The following is a 21,759-nucleotide window of genomic DNA, read 5'->3' as shown; positions in this document are numbered from 1 at the left end:
CATACCCGGAAGCGGTGGCCATGCTGGCTTGCAATCGCGCCAGTGGCAGGAGGGTGTGCGGGGCCGGCCAGTCTTTCTCCCGCCTGGAAATAGCCGCTGCGTTGATGATTGGCCCTTGAAGGGGCCTTCCATCGCTGCACCGCTTCTGTTGACAAACGGACGTGTCGCCGTCGCAATATAGTGCGATGTCTCGAACGTGATAATGATACGATGTGTCCATGATGAGTTGATGATTTGTCTCCATGTTAACATGGAGACAAAGAAACATGGACCGTTACCCGGGAAGGAGGCCGCCTTGATCATGTCCGCTGTGATCCCCAAGGGAGGCACTGGCAAGTCCACCATGCTACGCGCGCTCGCGTCCGTCGCGCTGCACCGAGGCTATTCGGTCACCCTCATCGACGGCGACCGTCGTCAGAACATGAGCCGGTGGTTCCAGATGCTGGGTGACGCCGGCAATCGTCCCGACAGCCTCCAACTGGTCAGCGCGATGACCCCGCAGGAAATCGTCGAAGCCGCTGTCCGGCACAACAGCGAGCGCTCCGTCGTCCTGATCGACACCGAAGGCACCACCAATGACAATCTCATGGCCGGACTGTACGCGGCCGATATCGTCGTCGTACCGATCTATTTCGCGCTCGATGACGTAACCGCCGCCATCCAGGTCACCGATCACTATATTCCGCTCGCCGTCGAAAGCCGTGGCCGGCCACTGCCGACGGTGTTCGTGCTGACGAAACAGACGATCATCGATGGCAGGGCGCGCGCCTTGACCGAGCTGCGCGCCATCATCCAGGCCAACGGCACGCCGGTCGCCGAGCACATGCTCCACAACCGCGTCGCCTATCGCGATCTCCAGACCGGACAGACGCTTTACACCCCGACGGAACCCGACGCCAAGGCGATTGCCGAGAGCGAGGGCGTCTTTGACGACGTCCTGAAAACCTTCATTGAAGCAACGAGGCATGTGGCATGATCGACGAAACCAAGGCCGGCGCCGACAAGAAAGCCCGCATGATGAAGGCGATCTCGACACAGCCGCCGGCCCTTCCAAGCATGTTTATTCCGCCGAAAGCCGAGACACCGCAGGCAAAGGCTAAATCAGCGGCGATGCAACCGGCCGAGCCGGCATCGGCCACTCCACCCGATTTTCGCAAACTGGTGCGGCAGGGCCAGAAGAAGGACCCGATCGCCGGAAAGAAAATGCGGGAGGAGGAGATGGTGCGCTGCGGTTATTATCTGACCGCTGTAGAGCAGCGCCAGTTCAAGCTGCTGGCGATCAACAACGGACACAGCATGACCGAGTTGCTGCGCAAGGCGGTGCAGGACTACATCCACACCCACAAGCATAAACTGCCGAAGGGATAAGCCGCTTGCCGGATGTCGCTGTCCCATCGGGTGATGGGGCCGGTTACGGCTCTTTGCCATGTACAAAAAAAGGGCCGGCGACGGAGCTCCGTCGCCGGCCCTTTTTTTGCGTTCGCCTAGTCGGGGTCGTTGAGGCGCTTTAGAAGACGCCCGAGGATTCCATCGCGCTGCGGACGATCGCCGGCAGCGGCCTTGTCCTCGACCAGCTTCGTGGCGACCTCTGGCGGCAGCGGCATGAAGTCGTAGCCATGCGCAATTGCCGCGTGGTGAAGATCGTCAAGCGCTTCGAACGCCAGATCGTGGGTGCCAAGCCAGAGCGCGGGTTCGTCGGTCACTTCGTGGGGGAACGCCTGCAGGAAATAAGTCCGAAGCGGCGGGTCGTAGCCGATGACGGCTTCGGGGTCCGAGTGGCCTTGTCCGGTGACGGTGCCAGTGACCGTGATCGTGTAGCGGCTCATTGCATCCTCCTTTTGCCTGGCGGGGAAGCCGGCCCCTGCGGGGCCGGCCACCGATCGCTCACTGCGGGTTGTTCCAGAGGATGACCTTCTTGCTCTCATCGCCGCCGGGGGCCGGTGCGACATTGCCGAAGATCACGCCGATCTCGGGCGCCTCGAGCTTGACGGAGAGGTATTCCTCGCCGGACCGCTGCGACTTGCGATACCAGCCCGCGCCGATCTCGAAGCCGGTGCGCTTGTTGAGGATGCGGAAGTCGGGCGCTTCCTCGCTGGCCTTGCTGCCGTTCGGGATGACGGTGATCGGAGCGTTGATCCGGAGCGTTGCGAAGACGCCTTCCATCGAGCCGTCCGACTTGGTGGTGAGGTTGGCGATCGTGGTAGCCATGATAGTTCTCCTTCGGTTGCATCGGGAACCATTCCCGATGGCGTCGAAGGAGAGGGCCGTCCTGCTGCGGTCATCTCGGCGCAAATTCTGGAAAATTCTATTTGCCGAAACCCGCGGGCAGGCCCTTCGCCGGCCCGCAAACAAAATTGAAATCGAATTTAATTTTCCTGAATTTTCGCCGAGTGTACCCCCAACGGGGGTTGACCGCACAAAGCAGGCGGTCCTCTACAAAGGCGACATGAAAAGGGAATGGCTCGCGTTGCAACCGAAGCCGGGACGATCTTCTGTGGCTGCCTCGGTCGCAAGGCGTGACCTCTGGCCGGCGGCCGCCGGGAGATCCTCGACCGCTCCCGTCATCGCCCCTCACTATCGTTCGGCACCGCCAACTCCGGCGAGGAAGCACCCTGGTCTCTCCGCAGCCTCGGCAAGCCGACGACGGCTGTCATGATCGCCGCTGCCGACGAAGCTGTCGCAGCTATTCGGCGAGAGGCGCTGCGCCGCCGCGTGGGCGGCCATGCAACCGTGCTTCAGGGCTGTCGTCCTGGCTCCCGGCGGCGATGAGAGCAAGAAGGTCGTCGTATGCTGGGGCCGTCCTGAGCGCGTCATGCCGGCTTCGCAGGGGGCCGGGTTGCGCTGCAATAGGAAGCTGGCCGAGACCGTAGCCGATCGCCCAACGTGACTGAAGGTGGCGTCCATCTGCGCTTACGCCGCTACCGCTTTCCGCTCCTCTGCCGTCATCCGGGCGATGAGCTCGCGCGCGAAGTCGGCGCCGGCGCGTTCGAACATGGCTCGCCATTCAGCCACGCTGCAGGTGGTCGTCACCCTGCTCCGCATCGTGTCGTAGACGACGCAGGGCGAAGCGATCAACACTAGGCGCAGCACATTCAGGAAGGTGCCGGGTGATGCGCCATCCCAGATCATCAGGCCATAGTCGGCCCGGCGCGCCATTTCCCGGTCCTTCCCGGCATGGACGGCGAAACCTTGTGCGCCATCAGGTGGCGGGATGCGGTAGGCCGCCCAGTCGCCGAGGTTGTGGCGCGGTTCTTTGCCGGCATGGAACACACCGACATGCTCGTAGCCATAGCCCGCCAGCAGGCCCTGCACCTCTGCATCCGCCCCAGGCGCGTCGCCGATGAGAACGCCGTGCTCGTGTGCGACAATCGCGCTGATCCGCTCGATGACAGGCTCGGGCAGGACGTTAATGTCCCGTGAGCCTCCAATGAATATCATCGCCATCGTGTCTCTCCTTTCTCTCCAAAGCCCCTGCCCCGCACCAGCCACCCCCTCGCCCTGCGCGAGCCGATGGCGTGGACGGCAATGCTCGCAATTGTTCGACGCGCCGCGGAGGCCCCCACCGCCCGGCTGCTTCTCACGAGCCTTGTGGAGTGTGTCCCGAAATTGCTCGTGGGGGTCGCGCAAGGGATCGTGACCCCGCAAGGGCGAAGAGTGCGTCAGCAGGCTTCGTGGAGCCGCCTCTGGCGGCGCAATAGAGCCCGGTCCGGCGCTGCCGGATGTGCCCGACAGGCCTCACAGCACGATCGATGAGAAGTCATCACGCGGATCACCCATCCCAGCACTCGGAGACGGTCGCAGTTGCCAGGCCATATAAAATTTTGTATTGGTAGGTTTGATGACCAAGTCTGTCGAGTTCCGTGGGAGCGCCCTTGACGATCTGCGCGCCTTTCCCGCGGCGGCGCGACGCGAGGCTGGTCATCAGCTCGACCAGGTTCAGAACGGCCGCGAGCCGGACGACTGGAAGCCGATGAACACGGTCGGGCAGGGTGTGCGGGAAATCAGGATCCGGGATGCGGCTGGCGCATTCAGGATTATCTACGTGGCCCGGTTTGCCGACGCTGTTTATGTGCTGCATTGCTTCCAGAAGAAGACGCAGAAGACGGCGCGGACGGACCTCACGCTCGCCGCGGGACGTTACAAGGACCTGGTGCAGGAGCTGAACCGATGAGCAACGAGCGCTTCGAGAGTGTGTGGGACGCCATCGCGGATACGCCCGCCGAGGCCGAGAACATGAAGTTGCGGTCGGCGTTGATGATGGCGCTCAAGCAGCACATTGCCACCGAAGGGCTGAGCCAGTCCCAGGCCGCCAGGTTGTTCGGCGTCACCCAGCCGCGCATCTCCGATCTCATGCGCGGCAAGATCGACCTGTTCGGCCTCGATACTCTGGTCAACATGGTGGCGACAGCCGGCATGCACGTGGAAATGAACATCGCCAAAGCGGCGTGACCATGAGGCGAAGGCCACCGCGGGAGATATGCGATGCCGGAATGGCCGAAAGACAAGTTGCTCAAGCAGGGCCCGGAGCTGCCGATGGCGGAACGCATCCGGCGCTATCAGCACAACATCCGCGTTATCCGGGACTCGGGCTGCGCCGTGCCGACCTCGGCGCTTGTCGACACGCTGGATCCGGCCGAGATCGAGCTGTGGTTCGCCGACAGCGCCTTTCGCAGCCACAGGCTTAAACGAGCAATCGAGGCTGTCGCCCAGCTTCCCGAGGAAACCACCCTGCCCTCGCCCTTCACCGAGACCGATCCGGACTAGACGATCGCCACGCGGGCAGATCTGCAAGGGAGCCGTAAACGCGGCCCCCTTGCACCTATCAGGCGCCGATGGCGGTCAGTCGATCGCCTGGAATATTTCGGAGGCTTCCGGATGTTCGGCCGCGAATGCGTAGAGGCGGGCGTACCCCTCGGCCAGCAGGTCGGACTCATATCGAAACGAAAGATGCGAAAGGGCGAACAGCGTGACGATGACGCCTGCCGCGTCGGCGGATACCTCGCCCTCGTAGCCATTGGTCTCGCAGGTGATCCGATAGCGATCCTTCGAAGTCGGCACGAGATAGAGCGGCTTGCCCTCGTACTCGTAGAACCGCCAGAAGCCCCCGCCATAATCGAGCGGGCTCAGCCATTCCATGAGGCCGTAGAGGGTGTTCTCGGCGACCATCAGGTGCTGGAGCCCGAACAGGCCGGGGAGAAAGTTCACCCGACGGTCCTCGCTCACCAGGGTGGCGACGCGGGTGGCAGTGTTGTGAGTTGTCATGATCTGGTCCTCCAGAGAGAGCGCGATGGAAGCGGCACGGGGGCTCTCTCTCACCGCCCCGCACTGCCCTCCGCTCTCGGCCACCTCTGGCTCTCTCATAGGCCGCCATCGCGAGACGCGTTTGCATCGGAGAGGCCGCTGGACCGCCGTGACCGTCCGGACTGGCACACCGAAACCGGCCGCCCGCTGCGCGGGGCCGGGAAGGTCGGAATCAGGGATGGTGGGGCGGCGCTCACGCGCCGCCCTCCTCGATGAACCGCCAGACCGGGATGCCGAGGCGGCGGGCCTTGTCGGCCAGGTTCTCGGTGATGCCGGAGCCGGGAAAGACGATCAGGCCGTAGGGCACGACCGAGAGAAGCTGGTCGTTGCGGCGGAACGGAGCCGCCTTGGCGTGCCGGTTCCAATCCGGCTTGAAGGCGATCTGCGTGACCTTGCGGTTCTCGGCCCAGCAGGCGGCGATGCGTTCGGCGCCGCGCGGGCTGCCGCCGTGGAGCAGTACCATGTCGGGATGCTTCTCGCGGGCCTTGTCGAGCGCGTCCCAGATCCGGTCGTGATCGTTGCAGTCGAGGCCTCCGGCGAAGGCGATCTTGGTGCCGGCCGGAACGAGCACCTCGGCTTCGGCGAGGCGGCGGGCGGCGAGGAAGTCGCGGCTGTCGATCACCGCCGCGGTCATCGACTGGTGGGAGACCTTGGAGCCGGTGCGCGGCCGCCATGCCGATCCGGTCTGCGCCTCGTAGAGGTCGGCGGCCTCGTCGCGCATGATCTCGAGAACGTTGCGGCGCTCGATATAGGTGATGCCCTCGGCCGTGAGCCGTTCCAGCTCGACCGACTTCACCTCCGAGCCGTCCTGCTCGTTCTGGCTCGAGCGCTGCGCTTCCTCATTGCGGTCGAGGCTGCGGGCGACGCGTTCCGCGGCGCGGTGAAAGACATTGGTGAAAGACCAGAGCAGGTCGTCGAGGTCGGGTTCGAGCCTGGTGTCGCCAAGCATGCCGGCAAAGGTCTCGACGATCCCGGCGAGGCCAACCCGGATCACCTCGTCGTCGGGAAGCGGCCGGGGATCGGGTTCGTCCTGATGCGGGCGGTGGCCGTACATCTGCAGTTCGAGGATGACGCGGTCGGTCGGCGAGGAGGCGTGGTAGGGCTCGTAGCCGTCGTCGAAAGGAAGCTCGTAGGTCATGGTGTGCTCCGTCGGTTGTGGCCGCGCCCATCGCGGCCTGACAGCGAAACCCGGCCGCGCCCCGGGCGCGGCCGCACCGAAGGCCGGAGCGCGAGCGGAGGACGGCGCAGCCGTTGCGGCCGTGAACTGGGGGTGGCAGGGATCGCCTCTCAGGCAGGCCGCGGGCGCGGCCTCTCCGGCGGACCGCCGCCATGCCTGCGAGGCTTTCAATGACGCCGCCCCTGCCCGCCTGCCGGCCCGAGCCCTTCATCCGGACGGCAGAAAGCGACGAGCATCCTCCGCGGCGAGCTGATCGCCGAGCCATGCCGTGAGATGGGCAGGGCCGAGATAGCGCAGATCGTCGTTGAAGTCGCCAAGCTGCGGCCGCAGCGCCAGGGCGAGGATCCCGGCCTTGCCTGCTCGCCGGCTGAGACGTTCGATGCCATGCCGGCCGGCGGCGTCCGCATCGGCTGCGATGTAGAGGCGACGGCAACCAAGCGGGAAGCTCAGGCCGGCGAGGTGATTGGCCGAGGTGGCAGCGGCCACCGGCAGCGTCGGCATCACCGTCCTGAGCGAAGCCATCGTCTCGAATCCCTCGCCGGCGGCCATGACCGGCACCTCGGCCCCGGGATCGAGGCCGAGCCAAATAGCGTTACCGAGCAAGTGGCCGAGCGACCGGCGAGGATCGATGAGTGTCGCCTTGCCGTTGCCGTCCGGAGCGAGCCAGGTGCGCTGGAGGCCGGTGATACGACCGTCGCGGTCGGTGACTGCGGCGATCAGCGCTGGCAAGTTCTGCGTCTCGCCCGTTAAGAGATCCCGGTAGTAGCAGCCGGGATGGAAGCGCAGGGTGCGCTCGTGCGCGGCGAGCCGGATGCCGCGACCGGCGAGGTAGCGTTCGGCAAGCGTGCCGGCGATCGGCTGTGACATGCCGAACAGGCGACGCGCAGCGTCGGGAGAGCCGCGTGCGGCGGCTGGTTGGCGCTGCCCGCCGGAGGTCGGCGACTGTGGTCGCGGCATGGAGAGGAACCGGCGCGCTTCATCGGCGACTTCGCGGAAATTGGCGAGGCCGCAGCTGTGTGCGATCACGTCGAGCAGATCGCCATGTTCCCCGCTTTGCTCATCGACCCACTTTCCGGCTGGTCCTTTCGTGTTGGCCTCTAGCCGCACATGCATGGAGCGGCCGCGCGTGTTGCAGACATCGCCGACGATCCAGTGATTGCCGGAGCGATGACCGTTGGAGAGATATTCACGGCACACCGCCTCTGCTTGGTCGCCGAGGCGGCGTGCCAGCTCGGATGCCGAGCCGGTCATGATCGCCTCCCCTCAAGCCGCTGCGGTACGGTCAGTGACGCCGACCAGCGTATGGCGGTCGAGGAGCGAGGCGAGGATAGCGGGCCCTTGCTTGGCCGTCGGGATGAACAGCCGGAGCTTCCAGGAGATGATCTCGGAAATCAGCCCCAGCGCCTTCAGCCTGGGGACCATGGCGTCGGTGAAGCCGATGAGTTCGACGCGGTAGTCGCTCATAACCCGGCTGCGGCGCAGGATCAGGCCATCGGCAAGCTGCAGCCCGATCCTGCCCTCGACCAGGCCGGTCCAAGCTTCCTCCGGCGCGAGCGTTGGCACATCATCGAGACCGAGATTGCGGTACATGGTCGCGACCAGCGTCGGCGCGATATGACGGCCGATGATGCGCTCGCCGGCGTCCGTCTGGATGCGGTAAACCCGGCAATCGTCGTCAGGCAACCGCCGCCAGATCGGCAGCAGGAGCCCTGTGACGATGTTGAAGGTGCTGGTGGTGAACTCCGGCACCGCGGCGGCTTCCGCCTCCCAGAGTTCGCAAAACACCTTCCGCTCCGCAGCCTGCCAATGCGTCTCGGCGAGCGCATCACGGCCGAAGCGCAGTTCGTCCGTCGGCCGCAGCAGACGTACGCGGTGCTCGACGGCTCCGTCGTCGAGCATGAGGCTCGCCGTCGGCAGTTGCACGGCCGCGCGGCTCGACCGCGTGTTGGCCAGCAGAACCGATTGCGGCTCCGCGCGGGCGATTGCCAGCACGTCGGCCAGGCCGAGCGGGCGGATGCGGTCCTTGCGCGCGACGGTCAGCACATGCGACTGCGCGCCCGAAACCGGATGCGTGTAGACGGTGCGGCGATCGGTGATGACGATGCTCTCCGCCGTGATCGTCTCCAGCCCCTTGTCGTAGGTGCCGGCGGCGATGGCGCCTTCTATTCTTCCCGTCATCAACTGCTCGAAGACCTCGAACAGGAGGTTCTGGGTCTCGATGCGCAGTGCGAGCAGCCGATTGAGCCAGGTCGTGATCGGCGGCAACTCGTCGCGCAGGCCGCCCTCGTCGGTGGTCAGCGACAAGCCGGTCACGGCCTCGAAGGTCGTGAGCGAGCAGCCCTCGATCTTGCCCTGATGGAGCAGCATGTAGAGCTGGCGTAGCGCCGCGTGAGCATAGGGGCTTTCCAGATTGTCCTCGGACCGGAACAGCCCTGCCCCGCCGGTCTGGCGCTGGCCGCGTGTAATCGCACCCAACGTGTCGAGCCGCCGCGCGATAGTCGATAAAAACCGCTTGCCCGCCTTCACATTGGCGGCCATGGGCCGGAACAGCGGCGGTTGCTTCTGATTTGTGCGGTGGGTCCGGCCGAGACCCTGGATGGCGTTGTCGGCGCGCCAGCCGGCTTCGAGCAGATAGTGCTTGCGCAGCCTCTGGTTCCTGACACCGAGAGCGGCGTGATAGGAGCGCCCTGTGCCGCCGGCGTCCGAAAAGATCAGCACGCTTTTGTCGTCATCCATGAAACTCTGGGTTTCGGCGAGGTTGGCCGAGCCCGGACGATTTTCGACGGCGAGCCGGTCGACACCGTCGCGGCCGGTCTTCCTGACGATGCGGCGCGAGCGGCCCGTCACCTCGGCAACGCTGTCAGTGCCGAAGTGGTGGATGATCTGGTCGAGGGCACTGCCGACCGGCGGCAGCGACGCAAGCTTCTCGATCATCTCGTCACGCCGGCGTACGGCTTCCCGGCATTGAACAGGGTTGCCATCCTCATCATGCGCGGGTCGCGAATAGACGTTCCCGTCTGCGTCCGAATATTCCTCGAACAGCTGCGTCGGGAAGGAATGCATCAAATATCCGCCGACATACTCGCGCGGCGTCACGTCGACATGGAGATCCGACCATTCCTCGGTCGGAATCTCGGCCAGCCGTCGTTCCATCAGCGCCTCGCCGGTCGAGACAATCTGCACCACGGCCGCATGACCGTCGGTGCGGTCCTGCTCGATCGCGCCGATCAAGGTCGGCGTCATCATCGAGGTGATGAGATGGCTGAAGAAGCGTTGCTTGGTGCTCTCGAAGGCTGAGCGCGCCGCAGCCTTGGCGTTGCGGTTCAGCGTGGCGGTCCCGCCGGTGATGTTGGCCGCCTCCAGTGCTGCGGTCAGGTTGTTGTGGATGACCTGGAAGGCGTCCGCATAGGCGTTGTAGATGCGGATCTGCTCCTCGGTCAGTTCGTGCTCGAGCAGGTCGTATTCGACACCGTCATAGGAGAGTGAGCGAGCGGTATAGAGCCCAAGCGATTTGAGGTCGCGGGCAAGCACTTCCATCGCCGCGACACCGCCGTCCTCGATGGCGGCCACGAACTCGGCGCGGTTGGCGAAGGGGAAATCCTCGCTGCCCCAGATGCCAAGGCGCTGCGCATAGGCAAGGTTTTCGACGGCGGTCGCGCCCGTGGCCGAGACATAGACGACACGGGCGTCGGGAAGCGCGTGCTGGAGCCGCAGTCCTGCCTTGCCCTGCTGCGAAGGCGCGACGTCGCCGCGTTCGCTTTTTCCACCGGCGGCATTGGCCATGGCATGCGCCTCGTCGAAGACGATTACCCCGTCGAAAGACTTTTTGATCTCTGTCGGGCCTCCGGCCCTTCCCGCCTCTTGTCCGACCCAGTCGAGGATCTGGGCAATCCGGGATTTCCTGCCCTCGCGTTCCTGGGAGCGCAGCGTCGCGTAGGTGGTGAAGAGGATGCCTTCGGCAAGGCGGATCGGCGTGCCCTGCCGATAACGGGACAAGGGTTGGACCAGGAGTTTCTCCTGGCCAAGTGCTGCCCAATCGCGCTGTGCGTCTTCGATCAGCTTGTCCGACTTCGAGATCCAGATCGCACGGCGCCTGCCCTGCAGCCAGTTGTCGAGAATGATGCCGGCGACCTGGCGGCCCTTGCCGCAGCCAGTGCCGTCCCCCAAAAACCACCCACGGCGGAAGCGAACCGCATTGTCGGCGCCGTCAGGCGCGGCCGAGACGACATCGCAGGGCTCGTCGACGATCCAGGCGCCGGCGAGATGGCCGGAATGCGCTTCGCCGACATAGATCACGCTCTCGAGCTGGGCGTCAGACAGCAGGCCCTCATCAACGATCGTGTCAGGCAGGAGCGGCCGGTAGGATGGCTTCGGGGGTGCGACGGCGGCCATGGCGGCCGACTGCACGAGCGGCGTCGGATGCGGCTTGGCCCGCGGAATGTGGATCGACTGAAGTACATAGGGCTCGTAGATCGTGTCGGTGAGCCGGCCGCCCTCCTCCGGCATCCAGTCGCGCAGTTCGTAGGCGAGGGGGATGGCCGGCGTGATGCTCGTCGTCACCGGGCGGGTGGACTTCGCCCGCGGGACTGAGCGGACCGGCCGGATGGCGTTCGGGGCAGCCGGTGGGGCGACCACAGGTGCAGCTTTCGATGCGGATCGGCCCGCCATGTGTATGGCGGCATTGCGCAGGATCTCGTTCGACCGGGCGCCGATCGAGTCTGGGAAGCCGCCCGGGGTGCGGGGCGGCAGGTCGGCGATCCAGGCAAGCAGCGTCTCCACGTCCAAAGCCTTGCCCGGCGAGGAAACGAAGCCGGACGGGTCCGCGCATGGCACCTTGTCGATGATCGTTAGGCGGGTTTCGGCGGTGGTGCCATGGCGTGCATAGACGCGGCCGTCGATCGCCGCGGTGAAGATGACGGTGCCCTGCTGCTGCAGCCGCTCGAAGGCAGCCCGCCATTTGGGGTTTTCGGGTGAAAGGCCGGTGCCGGTGATGGCAACAAGACGGCCGCCCGAACGCAGGCGTGCCAATGCGGAGGAGAGGTGTCGCCATCCAGCATCGGCGACATGGCCGTCGACATAGGCGCCGACCGTGAAAGGTGGATTCATCAGTACTACGGAGGGCTGGATGCCGGCATCGAGGTGATCATCGATATGGGCGGCGTCGTGCCGCGAGACCGGTACACGCTGGAACAGCAGGCCGAGGAGATCGGCCCGCATATCGGCAAACTCGTTGAGGAAGAGCGAGGCCCGCGCGATCTCGGCATGGACGGCGAGAAGGCCGGTGCCGGCCGAGGGTTCGAGAACGAGGTCTGACGACGCGACCCCTGCGGCGTGAGCCGCGACGAAGGCGAGCGGCAGTGGCGTGGAGAGCTGCTGCATGGCCTGGCTTTCGTCGGAACGCCGTGTGTGGGTCGGCATGAGTTGCGCGATCCTGCTCATCATGGAGAGCGCGGCCTGCGGCGTGGACGACCGGGACAGGATCGCCTGTCCGAACCGCCGCAGGAACAGCACCTGGGCGGCTTCGAGCGCTTCGTAGGCATCCTTCCAAACCCAGAAGCCCTGCGCATCGCTGCCGCCGAAACTTTCGGTCATGGCGGTGCGCAGGACGGCGGTGGTGACAGGCTTGCCCTGTTCGAGGAAAGGCAGAAGCTGCATTGCCGCCTGATAGATCGCCTGGGCGTTGTCGATGGCGGCGGGCGGCGGTGCGGCAAGGGGAGCGGCCGTCCGGGCAACGGTCGATGTAGTCGAGACGATGTTCATGGAGATGTCCTTCGCGAGAGGGGAGTGGCCCCCACTCCGGCACTCTCTCCGCGCCAGCCGGGCCGCACTCCTCCCTGCTCCCCTCTCCCTCTGGGGCCGATGCACCAAACGGGTTGCGCTCTGCGCAAAGTCATGACTCAATGCGCGGACAGGGATGCGGCGGCGACCTGGAGCTGCGGAGGTGATGCGACGATTTAGAATTGGCAGTGAGGTCTTCGAGGAAGGGGCGCCTGACCTGCAGGCGACACTGGCGAACGCGTATGCCTGCGGGGAGCGTCCACTATGCCTGTGCCGCGAGCCGGGCTGCCCGATGTACATCGCCCGCATCGGCGACCTGCATCTGATCAAGCGCATGCCGCTCAGCGGCGGCGGGCATGATCCGTCCTGCGATTCCTATGAATCGCCTTACGAATTGTCCGGTCTGGGCGCCTTGATGGGCAGCGCGATCCAGGTCAATCCGCAAAGCGGCATGGCGGCTTTGAAGCTCGATTTCAGCCTGTCGAAGATGGGAAGTCGGGCGGCGTCCATGCCTGCTGGCCAGAACTCCGCCAGCGTGGCCGGAGATCCAAGGAGGATGTCATTGCGTGGCCTCCTTCACTATCTCTGGCACGAGGCTGAATTGACGGTCTGGACATCCAGATGGGCCGGCAAGCGACATTGGTGGAATGTCCGCTGGCACCTCATCGAGGCGGCCGGGCAAATGACAGTGAGAGGCGGAGCGCTTTCGGACATCCTGTTCGTCCCCGAGCCGTTCCGGGCCGAGAACAAGGAAGCGATCGAACAGCGTCGCAACGTGGTTCTTGCTACAGCACTTCCGCCAAAATCCGGACCGCGGAAGTTGCTGCTCCTCGTAGGCGAGGTGAAGGAGATCGTGTCTGCTCGATCGGGTCAGAAACTTGTCGTCAGGCATTTGCCCGGTTTTCCCTTCATCATCGACGACGCAATGCATCGGCGTTTGCAGGCACGCTTCGAGAGAGAATTGTCGCTGTGGGGAGCGGATTCGAGCTCACATCTCATGGCTATCGCCACGTTCGGACTGAATTCGGCCGGCCTCGCCATTGTCGAGGAGATCGCGTTGATGGTCGTGTCCGAGAACTGGATTCCTTACGAGACGGTCCCTGAAAAGCGGCTGATCGACGCGCTTGCCCGTCTTCGCGAGAAGAGCGTAAAGGGATTGCGCTACGACCTGCAACCCGACCAGCCGATCGCCAACGCATTGCTCCAGAACAGGAACGAACCAATCGCGCTCTTTGTCGTCCCGGCTGGAGCGGACGAAGCGTTCGAGGTTTCGCTGCAGGACATGATTGCGGATCGGCCGGAGATTGGTGCGTGGACCTGGCGGGTCGGTGACGGGGAGATGCCGGCTCTTCCGTAGGCGAGGGATGACAACTGCGATTTCCATCAATGTCGTGAATCGGTTGGCAGTCATCGATTCAGACAATGCGTTGGACAAGCAGGCTCGCTGTAAGCGGATCGATTCCCATCCAAAGGTAATTCAACATGAGGCGGCAGAGCCGACCCTTCATCGTCGAGGTGAAGAAGAAGCGTGGTGAGCCCGCGCGGCAGCGTTCGATCTGGGGAAAGCTCGATCTTGCCGCGATTGGCGCGGAAACGGCACCGGAACTGACGAACATCGAGGCGCCTGTGGTGCCTGTCACAACAATCGACAGCACCCCGAAAGCAGATTTTTCGGAGCTCTCGACGTCTTCCCAGGAGCTTCCTGTATCGGAGATCATCAAGGACGCCGGTCTGCCGAGCGTCGAGACCGGGTCTGGGGCCGCTGTTATGGCTAAAGAGCCGCAGCGGACGCGCTTGTCGCGAAAGCCTCGGAAGAGCGCAGAGTCCCTTCCACGCGCGGAGCGATGGAAGCGTCGGTTGCCCAAAGTGCTTCGCAAGGGCAAGTAAATTTCTCCGCGACTTTGAACGAGGGCGTTGGCCAACTATGGCGAGCCATCCGGCTCCCCCGCGCCCTGCACTGAATCACGGCGCTCCTCAATGATCGCTCTCGCCTTTTCGATCGCCGCGGTTGCCCTTGGCAGCCAGCATTCGAAGTCCACCTGAGAGAGGCCCATCGGCTGGGCGACATAAGCGAGCTGATCGAGAAGTTCATGGAAGTGGTCGGCCTTCCGTTGGCTCGTCTCGTGGAAATACGAAGGCACTGCAATTGACGGGCCGCGATAGGCGGCGTCGGCACCGGACCAGAGGCCGGTGATGTAGGTTTCGCCAGCAGTTTCGAAGTCGAGCTTTTGATCGGACCAGTCGTCATCCTCAATGGCCTGACGGCAGGCATCGCTGGCAGTTGCGGCGTGATAACTGCGCTGCCGGTAAACCGGCATGCGGTAAGTTGTTTCAACGGTGAACTCGGGCATGGCTTTTCTCCAGTTGTTACGCACGATGCCGGCGCACGCGCCGGACATCGGTTTCTCGACCATGCCGGTATGGTGAGGGTGACCAGCGATCGTGTTGTACGGCGAGCATGCTGCGGGTTTCGAAACATCCGTGGCGTGACAACATGCGGTCGATGGTTGCGGTGGGTGGACGATAGGCTTCAGCCAGCGTAGATGTGACCCGATCCGGCAACGTGGATGCCGACTCGACAAGGTGTCGAGAACATCCCAAAATATTTCTATGCGGCGCCGACGGGCGAAACGCTTTCGCACTTCACGATCGTCTATGTGCCGCCCGATCGCGCTGCAAAGCACTGCGACACTGACCGTCACTGGATCAACGAATGCGTCGCCGTCGACAGCCGCATCCTGATGCTGTTCGAGGCGAATTCAGACGAGGTCTTCGTCGTCGGCCGTGCTCAATCAGCTGAAGCTCAACGATCCAGGACCATCCTGCTCACATAAACGCGCCGCCGATCGGGGTCACCTCAATGACGACCCCGCCGGTGCTGTAGGAGGTGGCAACCGTATCTCCGGGACGTACGAGAGCTGCGACGGTTGGCGCCCCGGGCGGCGTGCGCCGGTATTGGCGACGATCCGGGACACCCAAGCCGGCGGTATAGGTCGAATGCGCTCCATAGGTGTGCGCGACCGCCAGTGGCGACTCTCTACGAGGGGTCCGCATCGTTGCTTCCTCTCCTCTTGGCATGTGCGCGTATCGCCGACATATGTCTTTCGATCTCATCGTCCGACAGCTCCTCGAGCAGTTTCAGGATCGTGCCGTCGCGACCGCCATCGACCAGCATTGTGCGCTTGCCGTAGTGCTCGACGGGCCAAGCATCGGGATTGATTTCGCCGGCTATTCCCTTGAAGTCCGGATGCGTTGCATTCCAGATGGCCTCGAGCTTTTCCTCTCGGGTCATGCTGTCGGTCGCGCCCGTCTCGTGGGCGATGATGGCGGCACGCATCTTGTCTGGAGATTGCCGATCCGAGAGATCGCAAAAGCCATGAAACCAGCGTTCGCGGCCGCGGATCCTGATCGCGAAAAACACGCTGGTCACGTTGCCGGCCTTGAATTCCGACATGCCGAACAGGCCAAGCCTCTGGAAGAGCGGCGGCAGCAGTCCGAGCATGAAATGGTAAGAGGAGGCCTCGATCTCGAACCACTCGCCGGAGTAGGGCGTGCCGGAAAGCGGATCGAGATCGGGGTTGTTCCTGTGGTGGTTGAACAGCTGGAACATCTGCTCGCGCGTGGCGACGCCGGCGAGCACCTTTCTGAAAGGTGGATTGGAGGTCATGGCGGTTGCTCCTGAAGCAGATCGACACCGCGTGGTGTGACCTGAAGACGAAAGAGCCCGGCGCAATGGCCGGGCTCGAGTGGGTCGGAATGGTAATCTTCGATGTGGTCCCGTAGCGGACCGACGCGCGTGGCCGCGCTTGCCGGGATCGTCGTCGGACATACTTGCCTTGGACAGTTTTGCGGCGCCGCGCGGTTTGCACCGGCGACGTCGCAGGCTTCGGATGCCGGGGAGCGGTTTCAGGCGGCGCGCCGATCGGAGGATTGTGCGGCATCCCGACCGACGCCGGTGATTGCCCGGACAGCGCCGGCGAGCGCCGGAATGTCATCGAGCATGCCGAGCGCGACGAAGTGGTTGGCTCCGCCGATATAGTCCTTGCGGCCCCTGCAGGTGCGGATCAGGATTCCGTGTCCGGAGGAAAGCCCGAACTGGCCGACCTGGATGTAAACACGGTCATGGTGCAGGGTAATTTCACCGGAGACGGCTATGCCCGCCTTGTTTGAGCGCAGATCATAGCTGCCCGGCGGAAGCGCAAGTTCAGCGGCAAGTTTCTTCAGCTTTGAACGAGCTGTCGTGTGAAAACGTCTCTTATGCTGCTCGTCATAGGAGCAGCTTCTGTTCCAGTCGAACATGTCGATCTCCGTGGAACGAAACAGGCCCGGCGATCGCTCGCGACCCCGGACCCGTCATCGGTTGGTTTTATGCGGTGAAACGATCAGGCGGCCGTGCGCCCTTCGATGACGGCGGCGCCGACCTCGTCGGCGGAGACCTCCTCGAGATAGGCACGGCCGTAGGAGTTGCCGGCGAGCCAGCGCTCGGCCGCCTCGGAGTTTTCGGCCAGATGCAGAAGCTCCGGGCTGTCGCCGAGGGCCTGCAGCACGCGGACCATGCCGATTCTGGGGCGCTCGACGATTTCGAACTGCAGGTCGCTCTCGACGGACCAGGTGCGTCTGACCGAGACGACGATGATGCCGCCCTGCCCGAAATCACCCTCATGCAGAGTGAAGTACGCCGGCGAGGAGTAGGTCGTGCGCGTTCGCGGCGGTTCCTTCTTGACCAGACGGCCGAAGCCGTTGCGGCTCTCCCAGCCCGCGAGCTTCTTTGTGAAGCGCGACGGCGGTTTCGCCGCGCCGTCCGAGTAGCGGATGACGCTCCCCAAAGGGGCGGATTCGTAGATGATATGTGCGGACATGCGAATTTCTCCATCTTGAAAAACAGAATGGGCCCGGCTGATGTGCCGGGCCCGGTGCGGAGCGGGAGGGCCGATTATTCGGCGGCTTGGAGCTGGTCCGTCTCGTCGCCGTCGGTCACCGGCTCACCGGAGGACGGATCCACATCGTCGGCTAGAAAGGCCGGCAGTTCGGCGGCATCGCTATCGAGCGCCGCCTCGTCCGGCATCTCGCCGGCGACGGCGTCGACAGCATCGTCAGCCACTTCGTTGACATCGAGGCGCAGCGGCTCGGGCAGCCAGTTCGATCCTTCGAGAAGACGGGCGGCTTCACGCGCCATGATGTCCTTCTTCATATGGTCGATCAGCTGCGCGGAGTCCGCGCCACGGGCTTCGCGGACAGCCTGTAGAATTCGCGCCTTGGTAAGGCGCCCAAGGAACTCGACCGTGGGCGTCCAGCCGGCGTCGACCATATCGAACTGGAGCGAACGGCTGAGCACGTCTGCATGCTCGAGCGCCCGCGGCCGCCTGTTCCATGGTTCGACCACCGCGTTGAGGGTCAACGAGACGCAGTGCGCGAACAGCGCCTTGCGGCTTGCCTCGTCGAGGCCGAGAAGGAAGTCCCAAAGGCCATCCGCCTCATCGGGCAGATCGCGCTCCCAGGCTTCGTGCCGCTCGGCGATCTCCTTGGCCCAGGACGTCTCGGCAAGACCGTCGACCTGGGAGAAGCTGCCGCTCTTCAGGCTGATTTCGAGGCAGGTGTCCGGCGCGAAGCGATAGAATACCTGCAGCACAACGGCGTGGAGTGCCGCGAGGAAGGCGATGTCGACGTCACCGGCGAGCGCGTTGCGCAGCGCCAGCGTGCGTTGCGCGGTCAGGTCGAAGACGAGCCTATCGGGCAGCGGCTTGATGCCATCCTCCTCGCCGTCATCGCCGGAACTGTCATTCACCGGCTTGCCGTTGACGACAACACCATCGCCATCGTCGTCATCATTGGATCGGGTTTGGCCCTCGGCATCCTCGCCCTCACCGACGTCGTCCGTCTCGGAGCGAGGTTCGTCTTCGGACCGCACGAAACCGGCCTCGACCTGGAGCTCGCCGTTGGCAGCGAGCGTCACGAACGCACCGGCAATCGCCTTCTGAGCGGGGTCGTAGCTCTGAGGACGATCGTCGATCGCATCGAGCTCGGCGCCCAGCTGATCGAGCTTAGCCTCGATTGCTTCGTCGGCATCCTCGGCCGCGGCATAGTCCGCGTCGAGCTTGTCGTATTCGGCCTTCAGCGCGTCGTAGCGTTCGATCTCCTCGGCGCTGAGCTCCTGGGCCTCGGCGTAGATGCGCCGCATGCCGGAGGTGTGGCCATAGGGAAAGCTGATCGCCGCCTCGACCCATTTCCAGCCTTCGGCGCGGATCGCCTCGGCATCAACCTTCAGCTTGTCGAAGACTAGTTGCTCGAGAAGTGCCGCGTCCTGGAACCAGCCGCCGGAATCCTGCTCGAACAGGTCGCGAAGGATGACGCCGCCAGCCGCCTCATAAGCTTCCGCGCCGACATAGACGGCCCGGCGATCGTCGGCCCGGACCGTGGTCTCCGTCAGCAGCCGCCTGATGTAGTAGGCTTCCTGCGAGTGCGAGCCGGAGATCCGCTCCCAGACCTGCTCCTGGCGCGCGTGGTCGTCCGAGATCGAAAACGCCATGATCTGTTCGAGCCGGATTTCGTCCTTCTCGTAGAGCTCGAGCAGTTTTGGCGACACCGATGCCAGCCGCAGGCGCTGCCTCACCGTCGCCGGCGACACGAAGAAGCGGGCGCCGATCTCGTCGGGATCGAGGCCCTGATCGCTGAGCGCCTTGAAGGCCCGGAACTGGTCGAGGGGATGCAAGTCGGCGCGGCGCAGGTTTTCGGCAAGCGAGTCCTCTTCGGCCGAGGTCTCCTGCTTGCGGTTGACGACACAGGGGATCGGCTCGTTTTTCGCCAGTCGCTTCTGCTTGATGAGGATGCCAAGTGCGAGATAACGCCGGCCGCCGGCGGGCACCTCGAACGTGCCGGTCTCCTCGCCCTCCCCGTCGAGTACGGGGCGGACGTTCAGGCTCTGGATCAGCTTTCGCCGACCGATGTCTTCGGCGAGCTGCTCAATCGACAAGCCGTCCTTGATGCGCCGGACATTCTTCTGCGACAGCATTAGCTTGTCATAGGGAATGTTCTCCGCAGCGTTCATCGCGATCTTCTGAATGGCGTTCTTAGCCATGGTCAGGTTCTCCGTGACGGGCGGCCCGGGGCCTCTCCCCGAACCTCCAAGCCCGTCAGGAACCCTCCCCTCCCCCCTCTGCCTCTAGGCCTCGCGCCAGCGCCATCCACCTGCCGCAACGATCGATGGGTCGGGATAAGGAGCGCTGCTCTGGTTCGGCTCGCGGATTTCGAGGCGACCGAGCGCCGAGGGCCTCCAGGACGTTGGCGTGGTCCATCGGACATATGGATCAGTGCCTGCCGGTCGACGGTATGCTCCATGAGTTTGTCACGACAGGGCGGGCGGGAGCCATTGGTCCGGCTATGACCCGCTACCGAAAAAGAAAAAAGCGCCGGCCTCATGCGTTTGAGGACGGCGCTGGCTTGACGGAGATCACAGACTTAAGGCCAGCGACCGGAGGTCATTCCACGCCGGCATCGGAAGGATCAGGCGGCGAAGTCGAGAAGCTTCTTGGCCTTGCCTTCCATGTCCAGGCGAACATCCTGATGCGCCTTGTCGCGCGCGACCCGCGTGATGCCCTGTACGAAGTCGAAAATCGATTCTGGCGGCCGGCCTTCCTCAAGCAGCACGGTATCGATGATCTTCGTGGTCTCGAACTTTGAAAAGCCGCGCTTGCGCAGGAAGCTGTGGCGATCTTCGTCATCCCGAGCGACGACCCGTTGCCGCGCTGTCTTGATGCCGTTGACGAACGGCATGGGCGAAGAATCGGCGAACTGGATCAGCGCCGGCTCGGCTTCCAGGGCGAACCGCGAGGCGGCATACTTTGAATGGCGGATGGTGATTTCCTCGAAATCTTCAACGCCCCACAGATTGCGGTTCTGACACACTGCGCGCAGATAGAAGCTGGCGATCCCGAGGGTGCGGGCTCCGACTTCGGAATTCCAGCAATAGAAACCGCGAAAATAGAGATCCGGTTCCCCATTCGGCAGCCGCCCGGCCTCGATCGGGTTCAAGTCATCGACTAGAAACAAAAAGACATCGCGATCAGACGCGTAGAGCGTCGTGGTGTCGCTGGAGATGTCGACGTTCGGATTGTAGATCCCCGTCGACCAGTCGAGCACACCTGGCACCTTCCAGCGCGTATCCCCGGTGCCATTGCCGGCAATCTTCTGCACGGCCTCGACCAGCTCATGGTCGAAAATCCTCCCGTAGTCGGGACCGGTCACCGCTCGCAACTCGAGGCGACCGTTTTGGATTTCGAGTGTCTTTACCTGCTCTGCCCGCTGCGAATTCAGCCCGCACTGGAGATTGATGGCGGCGAGCGGGGCCGGGAGCTGGCGCAGGTATGCAGCCGGTGCGCCGACCAGGCTGGCAAGCTGACCAAAACTCCAATGCGTGGGGGCAACGGGTGCCTCGGCATCGGGCAGCATGAGTAGGAGGCGTTCCGCGTCGTCGCGGCTGGCTTCGACGCGGATCCGTTCGCTTTCGACAATGCGCGTGCGGCTGCGCTGCGATCGCGCCCTTACCGATTTCCGGAGGTCGGTGAGGGACAGGTAGCGCTCGTCGGCCGGTCGGTTGAACCACTCCGACGACACGCGGCCGACGCACTGGCCGCGGCTCACATCCACCTTGTAGCCTGCACGCGCGTTCCGCGTCGGTACCTGAATTTCCATCTGTACCATGGGTTTGCTCCACGGCGGACGCCGGGAGCCTCTCTCCCGGACCTTCATCCGCCAACCGCAACCCCGCCTGCCCTCTTCCTCTGCTGGCGGCACCATCGCCTATCGAAGCGCCGCCTACGCGCTAGCTTCCGCGCGGCCCCCGAAGAGCGGTCCCAGAAAGCTTGATAATCCTCGTCGGCCAAGTCAGGAATTCGGCCCGGCTCGGAGCGGCCACAATGCCGACATTGCCAGTTCGGCAGGACCGGGTGCCCCACATATAAAGTATCTCCGACGGCGATGCCGAGATGGACGAAATTCATGAGCGCCGTCATAGCTCTCAATCGCCACGCAAAATCTTTGCTTCGAGCGCGGCAGCTACGAAAGCACGCCGAGCGGATGTTGGATGAGCCTCTCCACGCAATACGCGCAGACAGGCGTCCATCGCTATCTTGCGCTTCTCAGTCTGACGATCGAGATGTCGTAGCAAGATATTGGACGCGTCATTGATATCGAACACGACACGCTCCGAGCTGTGGCGGCTAATCTGAACAACGACTGGCCTTTCAAATCTGCTCGAGCCGGTCATCACTTCCCCTCTAAACCCAGCGGCGACAGCCTCGCTCGCACATATTTCCTCAGCCGAACGATTCGGCTGCATTCCCGACTGCTAAGCTTGATCGATAGCATCGAAGTCATGAACACTGTCTGGTTAATGTCTGTTGGCGTGGGATTTGGCTAGCTCAATTTCGAGAATGTGCCTTGGGGCAGTCTCGCATAGTTTGTGGAAGTCTATGCCTGCACTTTTCCGCTGCCCGCCGCGACCCACT

General features: G+C 63.8%; 22 protein-coding genes. 8 read left to right on the top strand and 14 right to left on the bottom strand.

The annotated features are described in order from the left end of the window. Positions 1-301: 301 nt before the first annotated feature. A complete protein-coding gene (locus tag O7A05_RS10840; protein ID WP_337093036.1) occupies positions 302-976 on the top strand; it encodes a ParA family protein in 675 nt (224 codons plus the stop codon). Then, positions 973-1,368, top strand: a complete 396-nt coding sequence (locus O7A05_RS10835; RefSeq protein WP_337093035.1) for a hypothetical protein — start codon at positions 973-975, stop codon at positions 1,366-1,368. Before O7A05_RS10840 ends, O7A05_RS10835 begins: the two co-directional genes overlap by 4 nt. A 116-nt stretch (positions 1,369-1,484) precedes the next feature. On the opposite strand, the gene O7A05_RS10830 is transcribed toward O7A05_RS10835, so the two are convergent. The 3 genes from O7A05_RS10830 to O7A05_RS10820 form a co-directional block, all read right to left on the bottom strand. After that, positions 1,485-1,826, bottom strand: a complete 342-nt coding sequence (locus O7A05_RS10830) for a hypothetical protein (protein WP_337093033.1) — start codon at positions 1,824-1,826, stop codon at positions 1,485-1,487. 58 nt (positions 1,827-1,884) lie between these two features. Beyond that, entirely contained in the window at positions 1,885-2,208 is a 324-nt protein-coding gene (locus O7A05_RS10825) for a DUF736 domain-containing protein (protein WP_027144402.1), read from the bottom strand. Positions 2,209-2,910: 702 nt separating this feature from the next. After that, the gene (locus O7A05_RS10820; RefSeq protein ID WP_337093031.1) at positions 2,911-3,444 is read right to left on the bottom strand and encodes a hypothetical protein; all 534 of its coding nucleotides are present in this window, start codon (positions 3,442-3,444) and stop codon (positions 2,911-2,913) included. 394 nt (positions 3,445-3,838) lie between these two features. Between O7A05_RS10820 and O7A05_RS10815 the strand changes: the two genes are divergently transcribed. The 3 genes from O7A05_RS10815 to O7A05_RS10805 are packed head-to-tail and all read left to right on the top strand — an operon-like array spanning position 3,839 to position 4,764. Continuing rightward, positions 3,839-4,171 carry a type II toxin-antitoxin system RelE/ParE family toxin gene (locus O7A05_RS10815; protein ID WP_140812472.1) on the top strand — a complete coding sequence of 111 codons (333 nt, stop codon included), beginning with the start codon at positions 3,839-3,841 and terminating at the stop codon, positions 4,169-4,171. Next, entirely contained in the window at positions 4,168-4,449 is a 282-nt protein-coding gene (locus tag O7A05_RS10810) for a helix-turn-helix domain-containing protein (RefSeq protein ID WP_140812471.1), read from the top strand. Before O7A05_RS10815 ends, O7A05_RS10810 begins: the two co-directional genes overlap by 4 nt. A 33-nt stretch (positions 4,450-4,482) precedes the next feature. Next, positions 4,483-4,764, top strand: a complete 282-nt coding sequence (locus O7A05_RS10805) for a hypothetical protein (RefSeq protein WP_337093030.1) — start codon at positions 4,483-4,485, stop codon at positions 4,762-4,764. Between the two features lie 75 nt (positions 4,765-4,839). On the opposite strand, the gene O7A05_RS10800 is transcribed toward O7A05_RS10805, so the two are convergent. The 4 genes from O7A05_RS10800 to O7A05_RS10785 all read right to left on the bottom strand — a co-directional run bounded on the left by O7A05_RS10800 (position 4,840) and on the right by O7A05_RS10785 (position 12,238). Beyond that, entirely contained in the window at positions 4,840-5,262 is a 423-nt protein-coding gene (locus O7A05_RS10800; protein WP_337093029.1) for an antirestriction protein, read from the bottom strand. Between the two features lie 232 nt (positions 5,263-5,494). After that, the gene (locus O7A05_RS10795) at positions 5,495-6,439 is read right to left on the bottom strand and encodes a DUF2493 domain-containing protein (protein ID WP_337093027.1); all 945 of its coding nucleotides are present in this window, start codon (positions 6,437-6,439) and stop codon (positions 5,495-5,497) included. A gap of 246 nt (positions 6,440-6,685) precedes the next feature. Next, positions 6,686-7,729: a DUF7146 domain-containing protein gene (locus tag O7A05_RS10790; protein WP_337093026.1), complete on the bottom strand. Its 1,044-nt coding sequence runs from the start codon at positions 7,727-7,729 to the stop codon at positions 6,686-6,688. Between the two features lie 12 nt (positions 7,730-7,741). After that, positions 7,742-12,238 (bottom strand): strawberry notch family protein, encoded by a 4,497-nt coding sequence (locus tag O7A05_RS10785; protein WP_337093025.1) that lies wholly within the window; start codon positions 12,236-12,238, stop codon positions 7,742-7,744. A 184-nt stretch (positions 12,239-12,422) separates the two neighbouring features. On the opposite strand from O7A05_RS10785, the gene O7A05_RS10780 reads away from it, so the two are divergent. Beyond that, positions 12,423-13,613: a DUF1173 domain-containing protein gene (locus O7A05_RS10780; RefSeq protein WP_337093024.1), complete on the top strand. Its 1,191-nt coding sequence runs from the start codon at positions 12,423-12,425 to the stop codon at positions 13,611-13,613. Positions 13,614-13,738: 125 nt separating this feature from the next. Continuing rightward, a complete protein-coding gene (locus O7A05_RS10775; protein WP_337093022.1) occupies positions 13,739-14,143 on the top strand; it encodes a hypothetical protein in 405 nt (134 codons plus the stop codon). A gap of 35 nt (positions 14,144-14,178) precedes the next feature. On the opposite strand, the gene O7A05_RS10770 is transcribed toward O7A05_RS10775, so the two are convergent. After that, a complete protein-coding gene (locus O7A05_RS10770; protein ID WP_337093021.1) occupies positions 14,179-14,670 on the bottom strand; it encodes a hypothetical protein in 492 nt (163 codons plus the stop codon). Between the two features lie 153 nt (positions 14,671-14,823). Here O7A05_RS10770 and O7A05_RS10765 point away from each other — a divergent pair, with 153 nt between their 5' ends. Next, positions 14,824-15,090: a hypothetical protein gene (locus O7A05_RS10765; RefSeq protein WP_337093020.1), complete on the top strand. Its 267-nt coding sequence runs from the start codon at positions 14,824-14,826 to the stop codon at positions 15,088-15,090. 203 nt (positions 15,091-15,293) lie between these two features. On the opposite strand, the gene O7A05_RS10760 is transcribed toward O7A05_RS10765, so the two are convergent. The 6 genes from O7A05_RS10760 to O7A05_RS10735 form a co-directional block, all read right to left on the bottom strand. Beyond that, positions 15,294-15,923: a DUF1419 domain-containing protein gene (locus O7A05_RS10760; protein WP_337093019.1), complete on the bottom strand. Its 630-nt coding sequence runs from the start codon at positions 15,921-15,923 to the stop codon at positions 15,294-15,296. A gap of 239 nt (positions 15,924-16,162) precedes the next feature. After that, positions 16,163-16,555, bottom strand: a complete 393-nt coding sequence (locus O7A05_RS10755; RefSeq protein ID WP_337093018.1) for a hypothetical protein — start codon at positions 16,553-16,555, stop codon at positions 16,163-16,165. A gap of 83 nt (positions 16,556-16,638) precedes the next feature. After that, positions 16,639-17,115: a hypothetical protein gene (locus tag O7A05_RS10750; RefSeq protein WP_337093017.1), complete on the bottom strand. Its 477-nt coding sequence runs from the start codon at positions 17,113-17,115 to the stop codon at positions 16,639-16,641. Positions 17,116-17,189: 74 nt separating this feature from the next. Continuing rightward, positions 17,190-19,331 (bottom strand): ParB/RepB/Spo0J family partition protein, encoded by a 2,142-nt coding sequence (locus tag O7A05_RS10745; protein ID WP_337093016.1) that lies wholly within the window; start codon positions 19,329-19,331, stop codon positions 17,190-17,192. Positions 19,332-19,756: 425 nt separating this feature from the next. Then, positions 19,757-20,953, bottom strand: a complete 1,197-nt coding sequence (locus O7A05_RS10740; RefSeq protein WP_337093015.1) for a DUF932 domain-containing protein — start codon at positions 20,951-20,953, stop codon at positions 19,757-19,759. A gap of 316 nt (positions 20,954-21,269) precedes the next feature. Continuing rightward, positions 21,270-21,518, bottom strand: a complete 249-nt coding sequence (locus tag O7A05_RS10735; RefSeq protein ID WP_337093014.1) for a DUF982 domain-containing protein — start codon at positions 21,516-21,518, stop codon at positions 21,270-21,272. Positions 21,519-21,759 lie beyond the last annotated feature (241 nt).

The organism is Mesorhizobium argentiipisi (SeqCode), assembly GCF_037179585.1.
Classification (GTDB): Bacteria; Pseudomonadota; Alphaproteobacteria; order Rhizobiales; family Rhizobiaceae; genus Mesorhizobium; species Mesorhizobium argentiipisi.
This window is presented reverse-complemented; position numbering and strand designations above follow the sequence as displayed.